Annotated in this window: 16 protein-coding genes; 7 read left to right on the top strand and 9 right to left on the bottom strand. The window is 60.3% G+C overall.

The genetic code is table 11. The features are described from left to right. Positions 1-87: 87 nt before the first annotated feature. On the top strand, positions 88-1,239 hold the full coding sequence (locus tag KZH41_RS11440; RefSeq protein ID WP_094951220.1) for an MFS transporter: 1,152 nt from the start codon (positions 88-90) through the stop codon (positions 1,237-1,239). A 24-nt stretch (positions 1,240-1,263) separates the two neighbouring features. Here KZH41_RS11440 and KZH41_RS11435 read toward each other — a convergent pair whose 3' ends face one another. From KZH41_RS11435 to KZH41_RS11405, 7 genes are all read right to left on the bottom strand, one after another. Continuing rightward, positions 1,264-1,812 (bottom strand): type III secretion effector protein, encoded by a 549-nt coding sequence (locus KZH41_RS11435; RefSeq protein ID WP_094951219.1) that lies wholly within the window; start codon positions 1,810-1,812, stop codon positions 1,264-1,266. A gap of 1 nt (position 1,813) precedes the next feature. Beyond that, on the bottom strand, positions 1,814-2,176 hold the full coding sequence (locus KZH41_RS11430; protein ID WP_141240554.1) for a hypothetical protein: 363 nt from the start codon (positions 2,174-2,176) through the stop codon (positions 1,814-1,816). Positions 2,177-2,351: 175 nt separating this feature from the next. Beyond that, entirely contained in the window at positions 2,352-2,693 is a 342-nt protein-coding gene (locus KZH41_RS11425; RefSeq protein ID WP_242155301.1) for a type III secretion protein, read from the bottom strand. 153 nt (positions 2,694-2,846) lie between these two features. Continuing rightward, positions 2,847-3,800, bottom strand: coding sequence for a hypothetical protein (locus KZH41_RS11420; RefSeq protein ID WP_263274842.1), 954 nt, complete (start codon positions 3,798-3,800; stop codon positions 2,847-2,849). Positions 3,801-3,996: 196 nt separating this feature from the next. Continuing rightward, positions 3,997-6,402: a TonB-dependent siderophore receptor gene (locus KZH41_RS11415; RefSeq protein WP_094951228.1), complete on the bottom strand. Its 2,406-nt coding sequence runs from the start codon at positions 6,400-6,402 to the stop codon at positions 3,997-3,999. Positions 6,403-6,510: 108 nt separating this feature from the next. Then, the gene (locus KZH41_RS11410) at positions 6,511-7,464 is read right to left on the bottom strand and encodes a FecR family protein (protein WP_094951216.1); all 954 of its coding nucleotides are present in this window, start codon (positions 7,462-7,464) and stop codon (positions 6,511-6,513) included. A 26-nt stretch (positions 7,465-7,490) separates the two neighbouring features. After that, positions 7,491-7,991 carry a sigma-70 family RNA polymerase sigma factor gene (locus tag KZH41_RS11405; protein ID WP_094951215.1) on the bottom strand — a complete coding sequence of 167 codons (501 nt, stop codon included), beginning with the start codon at positions 7,989-7,991 and terminating at the stop codon, positions 7,491-7,493. A 156-nt stretch (positions 7,992-8,147) separates the two neighbouring features. On the opposite strand from KZH41_RS11405, the gene KZH41_RS11400 reads away from it, so the two are divergent. The 5 genes from KZH41_RS11400 to KZH41_RS11380 all read left to right on the top strand — a co-directional run bounded on the left by KZH41_RS11400 (position 8,148) and on the right by KZH41_RS11380 (position 13,013). Beyond that, positions 8,148-8,948, top strand: coding sequence for a glucose 1-dehydrogenase (locus KZH41_RS11400; RefSeq protein ID WP_094951214.1), 801 nt, complete (start codon positions 8,148-8,150; stop codon positions 8,946-8,948). Continuing rightward, a complete protein-coding gene (locus KZH41_RS11395) occupies positions 8,941-10,767 on the top strand; it encodes a glycoside hydrolase family 15 protein (RefSeq protein WP_094951213.1) in 1,827 nt (608 codons plus the stop codon). The genes KZH41_RS11400 and KZH41_RS11395 overlap by 8 nt, the downstream gene beginning before the upstream one ends. Positions 10,768-11,001: 234 nt before the next feature. Further along, positions 11,002-11,481 carry a cysteine hydrolase family protein gene (locus tag KZH41_RS11390; protein ID WP_263274841.1) on the top strand — a complete coding sequence of 160 codons (480 nt, stop codon included), beginning with the start codon at positions 11,002-11,004 and terminating at the stop codon, positions 11,479-11,481. After that, positions 11,478-12,023: a GNAT family N-acetyltransferase gene (locus tag KZH41_RS11385; protein WP_263274840.1), complete on the top strand. Its 546-nt coding sequence runs from the start codon at positions 11,478-11,480 to the stop codon at positions 12,021-12,023. The genes KZH41_RS11390 and KZH41_RS11385 overlap by 4 nt, the downstream gene beginning before the upstream one ends. Before the next feature lie 84 nt (positions 12,024-12,107). Continuing rightward, positions 12,108-13,013 carry an alpha/beta fold hydrolase gene (locus KZH41_RS11380; protein WP_094951210.1) on the top strand — a complete coding sequence of 302 codons (906 nt, stop codon included), beginning with the start codon at positions 12,108-12,110 and terminating at the stop codon, positions 13,011-13,013. Between the two features lie 84 nt (positions 13,014-13,097). On the opposite strand, the gene KZH41_RS11375 is transcribed toward KZH41_RS11380, so the two are convergent. Next, positions 13,098-14,066: a GlxA family transcriptional regulator gene (locus KZH41_RS11375; RefSeq protein ID WP_094951209.1), complete on the bottom strand. Its 969-nt coding sequence runs from the start codon at positions 14,064-14,066 to the stop codon at positions 13,098-13,100. A 90-nt stretch (positions 14,067-14,156) separates the two neighbouring features. Here KZH41_RS11375 and inhA point away from each other — a divergent pair, with 90 nt between their 5' ends. Beyond that, the gene (inhA, locus tag KZH41_RS11370; protein WP_263274839.1) at positions 14,157-14,837 is read left to right on the top strand and encodes an isonitrile hydratase; all 681 of its coding nucleotides are present in this window, start codon (positions 14,157-14,159) and stop codon (positions 14,835-14,837) included. Between the two features lie 50 nt (positions 14,838-14,887). Here inhA and KZH41_RS11365 read toward each other — a convergent pair whose 3' ends face one another. After that, positions 14,888-15,517 (bottom strand): LysE family translocator, encoded by a 630-nt coding sequence (locus KZH41_RS11365; RefSeq protein WP_263274838.1) that lies wholly within the window; start codon positions 15,515-15,517, stop codon positions 14,888-14,890. Between the last annotated feature and the right edge of the window lie 108 nt (positions 15,518-15,625).

Below are 15,625 nucleotides of genomic sequence, written 5' to 3'. Positions count from 1 at the left end.
CAGGGAACCTGGCTCGCTCGACAAGGCCTGATGTGCAAGGATGTCGCGCCGGACATCGTTCGTTGAACGCAAAACCAAGGATTTTTCATGACTGCCATCCCCACCCCAGCGCCCGTGGTTCCCGGGCGGCTGGAGCAAATGTCGACCCGTATCGCTTTTTTCATCGCCGGCTTCGGTATCGCCGCTTGGGCACCGCTAGTGCCGTACGCCAAAGCGCGCGCGCAACTCAATGAGGGCACGCTTGGCCTGTTGCTGTTGTGCCTGGGGGTGGGGTCGATCATCGCGATGCCAGTGGCGGGTGCCTTGGCATCACGCTTTGGCTGCCGACGTGTGCTGACTGCCGGCACGATCATGATCTGCCTGGCACTGCCGATGCTCGCCACGGTCAGTTCGATCCCGCTGCTGATGGCAGGCTTGTTTCTGTTTGGCGCAGGCCTAGGCACCGTGGATTCGACGGTCAACCTGCAAGCGGTGATTGTGGAGCGTGCCAGCGGCAAAACCATGATGTCGGGCTTCCACGGTTTGTTCAGCCTGGGCGGCATCGTCGGCGCGGCAGGTGTTTCCGGGCTGCTGGGGTTGGGCCTGTCGCCGTTGCAGGCGACCCTGGTGGTGATTGTCATCATGGCGGCCGCGCTGCTCAAGGCCGGGCCACACCTGTTGCCCTACGGCAGTGAAAGCTCGGGCCCGGCATTTGCCGTGCCTCACGGCGTGGTGCTGTTTATCGGCTGCCTGTGCTTCATCGTGTTTCTGGCCGAAGGCGCCGTGCTGGATTGGAGCGCAGTGTTCCTCAGCGCCGAGCGGGGTCTCGATGAGGCTTACGCCGGGCTTGGCTACGCGGCCTTTGCCTTGACCATGACCGCAGGCCGCCTGACCGGTGATGCGATTGTTCGACGCCTGGGCGCCACCCGGGTGATTGTGATTGGCGGCGCGCTGGCCACCGCCGGCATGTTACTCGCCACACTCTTCCCCGCTTGGGAAACCGCGCTACTGGGGTATGCCTTGGTAGGCGCCGGTTGTTCGAATATCGTGCCGGTGCTGTACACCGCGGTAGGTAAGCAAACAGTTATGCCGGAGCATATTGCGGTGCCGGCCATCACCACCCTGGGTTATGCCGGTATTCTCGCAGGCCCTGCGGTGATCGGCTTTATCGCCCACGGCAGCAGTTTGAGCACCGCCTTTGTACTGATTGCGATGTTGCTGGCTGGTGTGGCCATCAGCGGTAAAATTCTCAAAGTGTAAACCGCTGCTGCACAAGGCCAGGCGTTACCTGGCCTTGTGCACCTCATGCTGTTCAAGCCAGCGCTCCAGGCTTCGATTGCAAAGCCATCCCTCATGCTTGGGGCGACCTAACAAGCGCATGTTGTTGGCGCGCTCTAACGAACGCAATAAACCTGGGCGTTCAATGGTGTTTTTTGCCGTGTACACACAGTGTTCGCTGTACTTTTTCTTGGGTAGCCCAGTGGACGGTTCCAAAATGGGCATGCCATTTGAGTCAGTGTCGTCGGGGTCATTCATCACGGTTCTGAGCAGTGCAATATGCACGTACTCAAAGGTTTCAAAAAAAACCGTGCGGTCCTTGGGCTTATCCCTCAATTGCTTGAAGTAGCCTTGCAGGGCCTGAACCACGTCGGCATTGCCCAGGCCATGGAAAGGATCCTGGCTGAAGGCGCCGGGGGAGCTGTTACCGCGCAAGGCTGATGCGGCTGCGCCCAGGCTGTCGCGGGTGATGTACCCGTCGCCATCAATGATCGAATCGTTCAGTAGCGGGCGACTGATAATTTCCCTGGCCACCAGAATGATGCTGTCGCGCACGTTAATCGCCCCCCAGCGGTTGAGCCGCAATCTTGCGCAGGGATGACAGCGTCAGGCGGCCGTCCTGTAAAAAGTCGTGCAATTCGCCAAAGTGTTTCTGAAACTCGCTCGCTAGTTGGCTATCGGTAAAGCTCGGGCCCGGCGGGGTTGTGTTCGCACGAACAGTCGGCGCGTTCTGCAATGCCTGGCGGCGCGGCGAAAGCGAGGTTCCGCGCCACAGGCCGGGGCGCGGCCGCGCTACCTCCGGCGGGGCGAAATGATCATCGCCAGGCGGCTGAACACTGGGTGGTGACGAAGCCCGACCAGCCTCTGGCACGCCCATGGCCGTTGGCTGTACGTGCGGTATTGCACTCTCAATTTTCATGTTTCATCTCCCACCTTTTCCGGATCTACGCTTGCCTGAAGGCCACCATTGAGGCACCCAAATTCTTCGAATCCATTCCAGGGCGGCTAGCAACCGATATGTGGTGAGTTGAATGCAATCGTTCCGGGCAACCGCTGAATACTAATGACAGCATGTAAAAAAGTGGGCCGCTGGATCAAACAGATTTTTGCCCACGCCACCTGGCTGTAAGGCCACCCGTCAATGCGGCCCATACGCCATTGGAGCGTTTCAGCGACGCAGTGACTGTCGCGCCGCCATCGTCTGGGGCAAGCATGCCACGAGCGAAATCATCGGCAACCGGGGCCTGGAATCTACGCTGTCCCGCGAGCGCTTTCATGCGCTGCTGTTCTGCGGCGTAGTCGTTCGACAGCGCCACACCGAGCACATCTTGCGACGCGCCCTCACCGTTTACCGAGGGTGAGCGTTCAACCAGATGGCTGTTGTGAAGGGTGTCATGGCCACCCGCTTGGCAGGATTGAAACGAAGTTGAAGTCATGTCAGGGCCCTGATTCAGTGTCTGAAAAAGCGACCGGCTCCGTCAAAGCCGCTGGATGTGTATGCCCTGAGTGGCAAATGTGTGGAAATAGTTCCTTGCACAATTCGAAGCACGAGGCGCCGCTACGTGTTAGCAGCGCCTTATTGCACTGCGTTATGCCATCCCGAGGGACAACAACATCAGGCCTTCCTGGCTGATTCGCTTGTCGCCATATTTACTCGCAACGTTGTCCATTATTTCCAGCAAGTCACTGCGATTGACGGCCGTTTTACTCAACTGAAGATAGTGGTCCAGTGAAGGGATGCCCGTCAGGCCTAGACCGGCCAGATATTGGAGATCGCCGATGCCGATCTGGCGCCTACCAAAGTGCTCTGTGAAATTATCGAAATGGCTCAGCAGCTCCTGAACTACTTGCTTATCAGTGCTGTATTTCAAGGGGTTTGGATCGCGGTTGAACGCACTGAGGTTGCTGATTTCTACCTGATCGCCAAGCTCACCTGTACCCGGCTGCCGGAAAAAGGCATCCATCACGTCGGGACGTTTTAAGAGCTCGCTGGCCAGCCGAATGTTTTGATTCATCACAGGGTTTCGGCCTGGTTTTTGATACGCCATTTCTTCAATAGCGCTCTTATTGATAGTCGAACGGTTACCCGGCGTTGTAAACGCGCGGGCGTTTCTCAGAAGATCGGTCGCCAGTTGATCGTTGCTTTTCTTCGAATACAGCGGGTCCGGCTTACCCAGCGTGATCGGGTACGGGCCATGCGCATTAATGGGTGGGTTGGGCCTGCCCATCCAAGGCCTCCCCCATTGCTCAAGCTGCTGCGTGCCCCCGTAGTGTGAGGCATGGTGCGTCATGGCAGAAAAATCTTGGGAATGGGCTGAGCTATTGAAATAATTATGATGACTCGCTGCCTGTTGTTGCTGGCCAAACACCGGCCCACCCTGACTTTGCGATGCGTGAAAATTGACGCTTGCACCGTTGTGGCTGTGGTAAGGCGCCGTAGTCGACGCAAAAGCACTGGCCTGGGCTACGGGGTTGGAATTAACCTGCGTGGTGTCCGCACTGGATGAAATTGATACAGAAACAGTGGTATTCGATACCGACATAAGTGCCTCCAGGGCAAGGGGTACGATTATCAACCTGTCGCTGCCCGCTTATGTGGAAGCCGACCAGGTTTGCCTCCTGTGTGGCGTATCTGTCGGAATAGGTTCCTGATCAAGCAGAAAATCGCGTGAACCGGCGTAGGAAACAGGCAAAAAAAATCGCAGCCCTTAGGCTGCGATTTTTCCTATCAACGGCAGATCAGAACCCGACACTCGCCTGTACGAAGAACGTACGTGGCTCGCCCAGGTACAACCCGGAATTGTTGTCACTGGAGCGTGTGTAGTGCTGTTGGTCAAAGACGTTTTTCACGCCCACACCCAGTTTCAAGTTCGACAGTTGCGCACCAAAGTCATACCCGCTGCGCACGTTGACCGAGACATAACCGGGGATGTCGCCGTACTGGCCATCGGCGGTGCCTTGGGTGATGTAGGTGGTGCCGGTGCCTGGCGCACGTTGCCTGGACTGGGCATAGACGTCCAGGTTATGGGTCCAGTGGTTGATGTCGTAACGCAGGCCCACAGTCGCCACTTCACGCGAATACAGCGGCAGGTCGCGGCCCTTGAACGGCACATCGCCTTCAGAGGTGGCCTTGGTGTAGGTGAAACCAGCGTTGGCGGTCAGGCCGTCCAGGCTCGGGTCGAGGTTCGACAGGTCATAGTGGGCCGAGGCTTCAATACCCTGGTGCTTGGTCGCCCCCAGGTTTGTCCAGCCCACGTCGTTGCTGACGTATTGCAACTCATCCGAGAAGTCGATGTAGAACAACGTCACTTCGCCGCCCCACACACTGTCGTTGTAGCGCGTACCGACCTCGTAGGTCTTGGCTTTTTCCGGGTTCAGGCCGTTGGCCGTCTGGTCGCCGTTACCGCCCTGCCCGAGCTGGAAGTACTGCAGGCTGCCGAAGGAGGTTTCGTAGTTGGCGAACACTTTCCAGGCATCCGAGACGTGGTACATCACGCTCAGGGCCGGCAGCGGTTCGTTGTTATTGACCTCGCGGCGTTTTTCCTGGGTGCGGGTGCCATTCAAGGCCACTACCGGGCGGTCATGCCATTCGGTACGAATGTCTTCGAAGCGAATACCCGGCGTGATGGTCCACTTGCCAATATCAATTTTGTTATCGATATAGAAGGCGTTGGCCTCAGTGCCACCGGTACGGTCCTGATAGACGTGACCGTCACTCTGGCCGCCCGGCGTCGGCACATTGTTGACCAGGTTCAGGCTGGTGGCCTGCTCGTGCATGCCTTCTTTAAGGTAGCGATAACCGACGCTGACTTCCTGAGTGCTCGGCCCCACGTCGAATACATGTGACACCCGCGGCTCGATACCGAAGGTGTAGTAGGTGCGCGGATAGGAACTGAGAGTCTTGAGGTCGCGGTTGGCGATATTGCTGCCGCGGAAACTGTCGGAGTAGTAGGTCAGCACTTCGGCCTGGGTACGGTCGTCGATCTGGCGGATGTACTTGAAGGACACATCCTTGCGGCGCCCGCTGAAACTGTCCCAGTCACGCACCGATTGGTACGGGTTGGCGCTGAACTGCTTCTGGGTCAGGCCGCCCGGCATATCGGCACTGGCGTCGTAGTAGTGGAAGTTCAGCGAGAAGTCGTCTTGATCGGTCGGTGCCCAGTGGGTCTTGAAGATCACGTCGTCAATGTCGTTGGAGTTGTTGCTGTTGCGATAGCCATCGCCCTTGACCCCGGAATACAGCAACGCCGCGCCGATACCGTTATCCGCCGTGCCGCCGATAAAGGCGTTTTCGATGTGCTTCCAGCCGCCGTGGGCGGAGGTTTGCAAGGTGGTGCCGACCTCACCGGAGAATGTCTCGGGGATAGCGCGGGTCACGAAGTTGATCACACCGCCGACGTTCTGCGGCCCATAACGTACGGAACCGGCGCCACGCACCACATCGATGCTGTCCAGGTTGCCGGCGGAAATCGGCGCCATCGACAGTTGAGGCTGGCCATACGGTGCGAAGGCCGCCGGCACGCCGTCGATCAGTACGGTGGAGCGTGGCGACAGGCGCGAGGTCAGGCCGCGTACGCCCACGTTGAGTGAAATATCGCTGCCACCGGTGCCGTTGGATTCCTGCACCTGTACGCCAGGGACGCGGCGCAACACATCGCCCACGTTCATCGCGCCCTGCTCCACCATGGCTTCGCGGCGGATGACCGTACGTGCGCCCGGGTGGTTCTGCACCACTTCGGCGTTAGCATCGCCCAGCCAGTTGCCGACCACTTTGATATCGGTGACGCCCAGTTCCAGCGGCGAGCCGGCTTCACCGGTGCCGTTGCTTTGCGGGCGCAGGGTCACTGAACCGGCGTCGATCTGGTAATCCAGGCCGCTGCCTTGCAGCAACTGGCGCAGGGCTTGTTCGGGCGAGAGGTTGCCGTCCACCGCAGGCGCTTGCTTGCCGGCGACCATGTCGGGGTTGAAGAACACTTGCAGGGACGTTTGCTGACCCAGTTGGCTCAATGCCGCCCCCAAAGGCTGGGCGCGGATATGGATACCGTCGTTAGCATAAGCCGCAGGCAGCCCGGCACTGACAGCAAGCGCCAGGGCCAGGGGCACCCAGCGGGAAATTTTATTGTGGGAGACGGTCAGTTTTTTCACATCGAAGCTTTTCACATCAAACCCCTGTAATCGCAAGAGCGTGCGGCTGTTAATGCAAACCAGTTGCAGTTGCAAGAGAAGACGAAGAACTCGAAAAAAACCTGAACCTCAGCGTGAAATAATTTCCTGGCTGCCGTCCGGCAAGGTACGCAAGGCGACCGGCAGGATGTGCGGCAAGGCTTTGAGCAAGGCGTCGGTGTCGCTGGATTTGAACACACTGGTCAAGCGCAGGCTGCTCACCGCAGCGGTACTGACCCGCAACGGTTGCTCGCGGTAGCGCGACACTTCGCGGGCCACTTCGCCAAGGCTGGCGTTGTTGAACACCAGCTTGCCGCTGCGCCAGGCGGTCAACTCATCGGTATTCACCGCGTACGCCGCAGCCACTTGCCCCACGGCATCAACTTGCGTGCCTCGGCCCGCCGTAAGCGTGACGATCCGGTCCGATGCACGCCCCTGGACCTTGACCGTGCCAGCCTCGACCACCACACGGGTCTGATCATCATCGCGGCGCACATCAAAGCGCGTACCGGTAACTGTCACCTGCCCTGCCCCGGCGGCGACGACAAAGGGTCGACTGGCGTCATGCTCGACGCTGAACATCGCTTCGCCCTGCTTGAGCTCCACGCCGCGCCGGCCTTTTTCGTAATGCACTGCGACCACGCTGCGGCTGTTGAGGTCCATCACCGAACCGTCGGGCAAAGCCACCTGGCGGTGCTCCCCCAAGCGCGTACTGAACTCGGCGTTGTAAGCTTTTGGATGATCAAGGCCGCTGAACAAACCCAGGCCCAAGGCGATAGCCACCACGCTTGCGGCGACTGCATAACGCACAATGGTACGGCGCATGGGCCGCTCCACCGGCGCATCACACAAGGCCTGCAAACGGGCCTTGGGCAACAAGTCGGTGGCGTTCCACACCCCTTGCAGCACGTCGAATTCATATTGGTGCTCAGGCCGTTCTGCGCGCCATGCGTCGAAACGCCGGCGCTCTTCGATGTTCAGCTCGGCGTCTTGCAAGCGTACAAACCATTGCGCGGCTTCGTCGCGAGCACGGCTATCCATCATGGAAGGTCCTGTTTCATCAAAGCGGGTCATGGGGCCAGCGCATCCAGACGGTCACGCAGATGCCGCAAGGTGCGGATCATATACTTTTCAACCATGTTTTTAGACAGGCCCAGGCGCACGGCGATTTCCTGCTGGGTGAGGCCTTCGATTTTCTGCCAGATAAATATCTTGCGACAGTTAAGCGGCAGCTCGGCCAAGGCCCGCTCGATGGAGTCCGCCAACTGGATCGCGTGCATAAAATGCTCCGGGTCGCCGCTGTGGGGCGAACGCTGGTCAAAGGTCTCCAGCGCCAGCGCCTCACGCCGGTCTTCGCGCCGGTAGGCATCAACGGCGATGTTGCGCGCTGTTTGATGCAGATAGGCGCGTGGTTGCTCAACCTCGCTCGAACGCGACTCAAGCACTCGCACGAAGGTGTCGTGGGCCAGGTCTTCAGCCTGCTGACGGTTTCTCAGGCGGCGTGTCCAGGTGCCGATCAACTCTTCGTAATGCTCGAAAAAGCCTGTTCTACGGGGCGGCTGAGGGATCATTGCGTGAGCACTGGGGAGGCGGGGGCGTGAATAGTAATGCTTCCTATTAAGTGGAGCAATTGCTTCCCGTCGCCGCGCCTTGGACTTCCCACTGGTGAACTTCCGCCACGCGCCGCCAGTCAGCTGCAAAGACTCTCTTAAAACGGTGGGTGGGCAATGCAGATCTCCTTGCAGCAACAAGTGGCCCTGGTCACCGGCGCCAGTTCCGGTATCGGCGCAGGCGCCGCCCAAGCGTTGGCCGAGGCCGGTGCGGCGGTGGTACTCAATTACAACTCCCAGGCGGCGCCGGCCGAAGCCCTCGCTGCGCAGATCAACGCCAACGGCGGCCGTGCAATTGCCATCGGCGGCGATGTGTCCCAAGAGGCCGACGTTGAACGCCTGTTCGCCCAGACCCTCGATGCCTTCGGGCATCTGGACATTCTGGTGGCCAACTCCGGCCTGCAAAAAGACGCCAACCTGGTCGACATGACCCTCGACGACTGGAACACGGTGATCGGCGTCAACCTCACCGGCCAGTTCCTGTGTGCCCGCGCCGCCGTGCGCATTTTCAATCGCCAGGGCGTGCGCGATGGCGTGTCGCGCGCCGCCGGCAAAATCATTCACATGAGCTCAGTGCACCAAATCATCCCTTGGGCCGGGCATGTGAATTACGCCGCCTCCAAAGGCGGTGTGGAGATGTTGATGCGCACCCTCGCCCAGGAAGTCAGCGAGCAGCGTATCCGCATCAACGGCATTGCGCCCGGCGCGATTCGTACGGCGATCAACCGTGCGGCCACCGAAGGCGCGGCAGAAAAAGAGCTGTTGAAGTTGATTCCCTATGGCCGCGTCGGCGACGTGGAAGACGTGGCGAACGCGGTGGTGTGGCTGGCCAGTGATGCCTCCGACTATGTGGTGGGCAGCACCCTGTTTATTGATGGTGGCATGAGCCTTTATCCGGAGTTTCGTGGCAATGGTTGATTTTAAAAATGAACAGCAGAGCGCCATCGATGCCCACGGCATTATTGGCGATATGCGCAGTGCGGCATTGGTCAATGACCGCGGCAGTATCGACTTTTTCTGCTGGCCGGAATTCGACAGCCCGTCGATCTTCTGCTCGCTGCTCGACACGCCCGAGGCCGGTGTTTTCCAGCTCACACCCGACCTGAAAAACGCCCGCCGTGAACAAATCTACCTGCCCGACACCAACGTGCTGCAAACCCGTTGGCTAAGCGATGAGGCGGTGGTCGAAATCACCGACCTGCTGGTCATCAGTGAAGAGATTGATGATTTGCCGCTGCTGATTCGTCGCGTACGAGTAGTCAGCGGCACAGCCACAATCCATCTGCGCTGCGCCGTACGCCACGACTACGCGCGCACGCCGACCCAAGCCAGTATCGACGACGGCATGGTCTATTTCGCCGCCGACGGCCAGCCCGGCCTGCGCTTGGCGAGCAGCCACGCAATGCAGATCGAAGCCGATGCCGCCGTGGCCAGTTTCACCCTGGCCCAGGAAGAAGGCGCCGAGTTCGTCCTCGGCGGCCAAGATGATCCACGGGTCAACAGCGGCTGCACCGATTTGGCATTGGCACACACATTGAAGTTCTGGCGCGGCTGGATCGCACAATCGAATTACCGTGGGCGCTGGCGCGAAATGGTTAACCGCTCGGCCCTGGCGCTGAAGCTTTTGACCTCACGCAAACACGGCGCAATCATCGCCGCCGCCACCTTCGGCCTGCCGGAAACCCCTGGCGGCGAGCGCAATTGGGATTACCGCTACACCTGGATCCGCGACGCCTCGTTCACGGTCTATGCATTCATGCGCCTGGGCTTCATCGAAGAAGCCAATGCTTACATGCGCTGGCTCAAAGGCCGCGTCAGCGACTGCTGCGGCCAGCCGACCAAAATCAACATTCTCTACGGCATCGACGGCCGCCAGGAACTGCCCGAAACCACGCTTGATCACTTCAGCGGCCACGGTGGTGCCAAGCCAGTACGTATCGGCAATGAGGCCTTCGACCAGATCCAGCTGGATATCTACGGCGAGCTGATGGATGCGGTGTACCTGGTCAATAAATACGGTGAAGCCATCTCCCACGAAGGTTGGAAACACACGGTGGAAGTGGCTGATCAGGTCTGCGAGATCTGGAACAGCAAGGACGTGGGCATCTGGGAAATGCGCGGCGAGGAGCATCACTTCCTGCATTCGAGGCTGATGTGCTGGGTGGCGCTGGACCGCGCAATCCGCCTGGCTTCCAAGCGCTCGCTGCCCGCTCCGTTCGCGCGGTGGGACCAGACGCGTCAGGCGATCTATGCGGATATCTGGAGTAACTTTTGGAACGAAGAACGCGGGCACTTTGTGCAGCATATCGGCAGCACCGCACTCGACGGTTCGATGCTGTTGATGCCGCTGGTGCGCTTCGTTGCGGCTACCGACCCGCGCTGGCTGTCGACGCTTGCGGCGATTCAGAAAAGCCTGGTGCGTGACGGCATGGTCTACCGCTACCGCAACGACGACAGCCAGATCGACGGTTTGCAAGGCACCGAAGGCGCGTTTGCTGCCTGTTCGTTCTGGTACGTCGAATGCCTCGCCCGCGCTGGGCAAGTGGAAAAGGCGCACTTGGAATTTGAACAACTGTTGCGATACGCCAATCCGTTGGGGCTGTATGCCGAAGAGTTCGATAACCAGGCGCATCACTTGGGCAATACGCCCCAGGCGCTGAGCCATTTAGCGTTGATCAGCGCGGCAACGTTTTTGGACCGTAAGCTCAGTGGCACGAAGACCACCTGGCAACCCTGAGGAGGCCTGAGGGGTAGAAGCAAAAAAACAGCTCTAAAGCCGCCAATCTCTACCTGAAAGTAATGAGATTCAGATGTGGATCTGGCTTGCCTGCGATGGCATCGACTGTGTGTCACTGATAAACCGAGGGGGCTGCATCGCAGGTAAGCCAGCACCCACATTTGATTGAGTTCAGCTTCCAGGATCAGGTCTATGGTGCACAATAGGCAGCCCCAAGCCGCCACCAGGAACCCCATGCGCCAGGTACTGCTGATCATCGACGTGCAACCCTGTTTCAACCCGCCGGCGTGGCTGGTCGATGGCATTAACACCTTGCTCGAGCGCCTGCCATCAGTGGCCACCGTGGAGCGCCACGACGAAAGCATCACCCCCTTCACTCGCCAACTCGGCTGGCAACCTGCGCCGGACGACCACAGCCTGATTGCCGCCGAGCGCATCTTCATCAAACACGGCTATGCCCCCACGCCCGAGACCCTCGACTACCTGAAAAGCCTGACGCCGGACTGCGTGCTGGTGTGTGGCATCCAGACCGACACCTGCGTCCTCGCGGCCGGCTTCGCATTGTTTGATGCGGGGCTGCAGCCGACATTGATCAGCGACTTGACCGTGGGCTCATCGCTGGATCGGTCAGGCAAATTAGGCGTTGACCTGTGGCGGCATCACTTCGGCAACGTAGTAGATCGCGCCCAAGTAATCGCGACGACCGCCTCATGAATGCATTCCCGACGCTTGCTACCCAGCGCCTGCGCCTGCGCGAATTACGCGCAACCGACGCCCCGGCGTTATTCGCCATCCACGGCGACACCGCCAACATGCGCTGGTTTGGCGCCGATCCGATGATCGACCTGGCCCAGGCCCACGCCTTGATCGACACCTTCGCCCAATGGCGCACCCAGCCCAACCCCGGCACACGCTGGGGGATTGAACGAGCTGGCGAACTGATCGGCAGCTGCGGCCTGTTCAAATGGAATCGCAGCTGGAACAGCTGCGCCCTCTCCTGCGAACTGGCACCCGCAGCCCGCAGCCAAGGTCTGATGAGCGAAGCCTTGCGGTCGATGCTCGACTGGGGCTTTACGCACATGCAATTACATCGGATTGAAGCCTGGGTGCATCCGCACAACACGGCGTCACTGGCGCTGTTGCAACGTTTGGGCTTCAAAGCCGAAGGGACATTGCGAGAGGCTGGGTTTTGGAATGGCCAGCGGCATGACCTTGTGGTGTTAGGGTTGTTGGTACAGGAGTGGCTAGACAAGTAAGCACATTGCCTGCGAATGCCCGTGACCCCGTCACAGCATTTGACTAGAGTTCAAGCACTTTTGGCCGGCTTCGAGGAGCCCATCATGACCATTTCCGCCCCACTGCTGTCTGTGCGTACGCCCCTGCTCGAAGTAGCCTACGAAGCCCACGGCCCAGAAGACGGTGAACCGGTGATCCTGCTGCACGGCTTCCCTTACGACCCGCGTGCCTACGATGACATCGCACCGCACCTGGCTGAGCGTGGCTGCCGGGTGTTGGTGCCGTACCTGCGGGGTTATGGCCCTACGCGGTTTATCAACGAGCAGGTGATGCGCTCCGGTCAACAGGCGGTGTTGGCCAAGGATCTGTTGGATTTCATGGATGCCCTGGGCATCCCGCAGGCCACGCTCGCCGGTTACGACTGGGGGGGCCGCGCCGCGTGTATCGTCGCCGCGTTGTGGCCGCAGCGAGTGCGTGGGTTGGTAACCGGGGACGGCTATAACATCCAGGACATTGCCAAGTCGCTCGAGCCTCACGCGCCCGAGACAGAGCATCGCTTGTGGTATCAGTTCTACTTTCATACCCAGCGCGGTGTAGACGGTTTGACTGCCAATCGCCGTGAGTTGTGTGAGTTGCTGTGGCAGCTGTGGTCGCCGACCTGGGCCGAGGGGCCGGGGCTGTATGGCCGCACGGCGCCGTCGTTTGATAACCCGGATTTTGTCGAGGTGGTGATCCACTCTTATCGCCACCGCTTCATGTACGCGCCGGGCGACCCGGCAGTGGAGGCCATCGAGCAGGCGCTGGTAGCGCAACCGCCGATTTCGGTGCCGACGATTTCACTCTGCGGCGCCGATGATGGCGTGGGCCCGGCCCCGGTGGAGGATGACGATGTGGAACACTTCATTGGCTTTTATCGGCGCGACGTTTTGCCGGGGGTGGGTCACAACATTCCTCAGGAAGCGCCGCAGGCGACCCTCGCGGCGATCTGCGAGTTGCTGGACCGCGCGTGAATGTTAGCGGCGCTTAGGGGACCACCCACGGCGCAAGGTCATCACGCCGACATAGCACCTTGATACAAATGTGCACGTTTTCGTTCAAGCCGGGTCGTAGAAGCGCTCACGGTAGGCCTGGGGCGTGACGTCCAGGGCGCGCAGGAAACTGCGCCGCAGGGTCTCTTCACAGCCGAACCCGCACTGCACGGCGATGCGTTTGATCGACGCTGTGCTGTCAGCCAACTGCCGGCGCGCGGTTTCCACGCGGATCAACTCCACCGCCCGCGCCGGGGTCTGGCCGGTTTCGGCACGGTAGTGGCGCACGAAACTGCGTTCGCTCATACCGGCCTGGGCGGCCAGCGTAGGAATGTTCAGGTCGAGGGTGAGGTTGTCAGCCATCCAGGCGTGCAAATCAGCGAAGCGGCTGTCGCCCTTTTGCAGGGACAAGGCCACGCTGAATTGCGATTGACCGCCTGGCCGTTTAAGGAATACCACCAAGTGCCGCGCCGCCTCCAGGGCCACGGCGCGGCCCAGGTCTTCTTCCACCAGGGCCAGGCACAGGTCGATGCCGGCCGTCACGCCGGCGGAGGTCCACACCGAGCCTTGCTGGATGAAAATAGGGTTGGATTCCACGGTCAGCGACGGGAACCTGCGCGCCAGTTCTTCGCAGCGGGTCCAGTGAGTGGCTACGCGACAGCCGTCGAGCAAGCCACTGGCGGCGAGCAGAAAAGCGCCGGTACACACCGAGGTCATCCGCCGGGTGTGCTGGGCTTTTTGCTTCACCCAATCGACCAACTCCACGTCTTCGGCAGCGCCGTACACACCCCAGCCGCCCGCGATCACCAAGGTGTCGCAAGGCGTGTCGGCTGCGGGCAGCGCCTCAGCCACCAGTGCCAGGCCGGCGGAGGTCATCACGGGTTCTGCCTGCGCGGCAATCACCGACACCGCGTAAGGCAACGGCAGGCCGCGCTGGCGCGCCAAGTCATTGGTGGTGGCGAACACCTGCAACGGGCCGGTGACGTCAAGCACCTGGACATTATTGAAAGCGAGTACGTGAATAGTCCGGGTCATGATTGGCGTAATCTGTGGGCTCAATGGCGCATACGCCAAAGCCTAGGCCGCTAGAGTGAAGCCGTCCACCCCTTTATCGGAGCTTCACTCATGACCCTGCAGATCGGCTTTCTGTTGTTCCCCGGCATTCAGCAACTGGACCTCACCGGCCCCTATGACGTGCTGGGTTCGCTGCCGGATGTGAAGCTGCACCTGGTGTGGAAAGACCTGGCGCCGGTCACGTCCAGCACCGGCATGGTGTTTACCCCGACCATGACTTATGCCGACTGCCCGCGCCTGGATGTGATTTGCGTGCCCGGAGGTGCAGGCGTAGGCGCGTTGATGGAGGACCCGCAAACCCTGGACTTTCTCAAGGCCCAGGCCCAAACCGCACGCTACGTGACGTCGGTGTGCACCGGTTCGCTGGTACTGGGGGCTGCGGGTTTGCTGGGCGGTCGCAAGGCCACCACTCACTGGGCCTACCACGACCTGCTCGCCCCGCTCGGCGCGATCCCGGTGCAGGCGCGCGTGGTGCGTGACGGCAACTTGTTCACCGGTGGCGGCATCACCGCCGGCATCGACTTTGCCCTGACCCTGGCGGCAGAGCTGTACAGCGAGGCCGCCGCGCAACTGGTGCAGTTGCAGATTGAATACGCGCCGGCGCCGCCGTTCGATGCGGGCAGCCCGCACACCGCGCCCGAGCCTGTGCTGGAGGAAGCCAGGAAACGCACGGCGGAATCGCGTCGGGTGCGCGGCGAGATCGCGGCACGGGCGGCGGCGCGGTTGGGGTGATGCAATGAATGTGGCTGGCGGGCTTCGTGTGGCGAGCCCGCTCGCCGGCCTCAGGCTGGCCGAGACATCAGCATCAGCCTGGCGGCCAACAGCATCAGCACACTCGCCAGGCCCCATTTCTGTAGCCTGGCACTGCCAGCGCGCCCGGCAAAAAACCGGCTGAGCGCACCGCCAAAAACCCCTAGCAGCACGTGAAAAACACCGGCAATCAGGGTCAGTACGCCACCCAGCATCAGCAGTTGCAGCGTGATAGAGCCGGCCTGCGGCCTGACGAATTGCGGCAAAAACACCATGAAAAACAGCAACGCCTTGGGATTGAGCAAACTGTTGAGCATCGCTTGCACAAACACACGGCTCAGACGCACGCGCTTTACCTGGGCAGTGTCCAGCCCGGGGCTTTTCTGCAAGGTCTTGAACACCAGCCACAGCAGGTAAATCACACCGGCATAACGAATCACATCAAACGACGGCGGCCAACTGGCGACCAGCGCCGTTACGCCGGTGGCGGTCAACGCGGTCAGCAGCACGTCCGCCACGCAGATACCCAGGCCCGAGGCCACACCCCCACGCCAGCCGTAACTCACACCATGGCTGATAACAAACGCCATGTTCGGCCCCGGCGATAACAGCAACAGCAAGACAGCGCCCGAGAACACAAGCAAAGTTGAGAAATCAATCATGCTCAAACCACCCACCCCAATAAGAACGGACAGATTAAATGGCCGTCAAAAAACCCACAAAAAATTGTGCTGGATACATTTTTATCTGAGTTTAAAAACAACTTCCAC

It is taken from the genome of Pseudomonas sp. YeP6b (genome assembly GCF_025642995.1).
Lineage (GTDB): Bacteria > Pseudomonadota > Gammaproteobacteria > Pseudomonadales > Pseudomonadaceae > Aquipseudomonas.
The sequence above is the reverse complement of the archived record's forward strand: the minus strand, read 5'-3'. Positions and strand labels throughout refer to the sequence as shown.

What these genes read in the sequence shown, in the direction of transcription:
- KZH41_RS11440 (WP_094951220.1), top strand. Translation starts at nt 88, where the DNA reads ATGACTGCCATCCCCACCCCAGCGCCCGTGGTTCCCGGGCGGCTGGAG.
- KZH41_RS11430 (WP_141240554.1), bottom strand. Translation starts at nt 2,176, where the DNA reads ATGAAAATTGAGAGTGCAATACCGCACGTACAGCCAACGGCCATGGGC.
- KZH41_RS11425 (WP_242155301.1), bottom strand. Translation starts at nt 2,693, where the DNA reads ATGACTTCAACTTCGTTTCAATCCTGCCAAGCGGGTGGCCATGACACC.
- KZH41_RS11420 (WP_263274842.1), bottom strand. Translation starts at nt 3,800, where the DNA reads ATGTCGGTATCGAATACCACTGTTTCTGTATCAATTTCATCCAGTGCG.
- KZH41_RS11410 (WP_094951216.1), bottom strand. Translation starts at nt 7,464, where the DNA reads ATGATGGATAGCCGTGCTCGCGACGAAGCCGCGCAATGGTTTGTACGC.
- KZH41_RS11405 (WP_094951215.1), bottom strand. Translation starts at nt 7,991, where the DNA reads ATGATCCCTCAGCCGCCCCGTAGAACAGGCTTTTTCGAGCATTACGAA.
- KZH41_RS11400 (WP_094951214.1), top strand. Translation starts at nt 8,148, where the DNA reads ATGCAGATCTCCTTGCAGCAACAAGTGGCCCTGGTCACCGGCGCCAGT.
- KZH41_RS11395 (WP_094951213.1), top strand. Translation starts at nt 8,941, where the DNA reads ATGGTTGATTTTAAAAATGAACAGCAGAGCGCCATCGATGCCCACGGC.
- KZH41_RS11390 (WP_263274841.1), top strand. Translation starts at nt 11,002, where the DNA reads ATGCGCCAGGTACTGCTGATCATCGACGTGCAACCCTGTTTCAACCCG.
- KZH41_RS11385 (WP_263274840.1), top strand. Translation starts at nt 11,478, where the DNA reads ATGAATGCATTCCCGACGCTTGCTACCCAGCGCCTGCGCCTGCGCGAA.
- KZH41_RS11380 (WP_094951210.1), top strand. Translation starts at nt 12,108, where the DNA reads ATGACCATTTCCGCCCCACTGCTGTCTGTGCGTACGCCCCTGCTCGAA.
- KZH41_RS11375 (WP_094951209.1), bottom strand. Translation starts at nt 14,066, where the DNA reads ATGACCCGGACTATTCACGTACTCGCTTTCAATAATGTCCAGGTGCTT.
- inhA (WP_263274839.1), top strand. Translation starts at nt 14,157, where the DNA reads ATGACCCTGCAGATCGGCTTTCTGTTGTTCCCCGGCATTCAGCAACTG.
- KZH41_RS11365 (WP_263274838.1), bottom strand. Translation starts at nt 15,517, where the DNA reads ATGATTGATTTCTCAACTTTGCTTGTGTTCTCGGGCGCTGTCTTGCTG.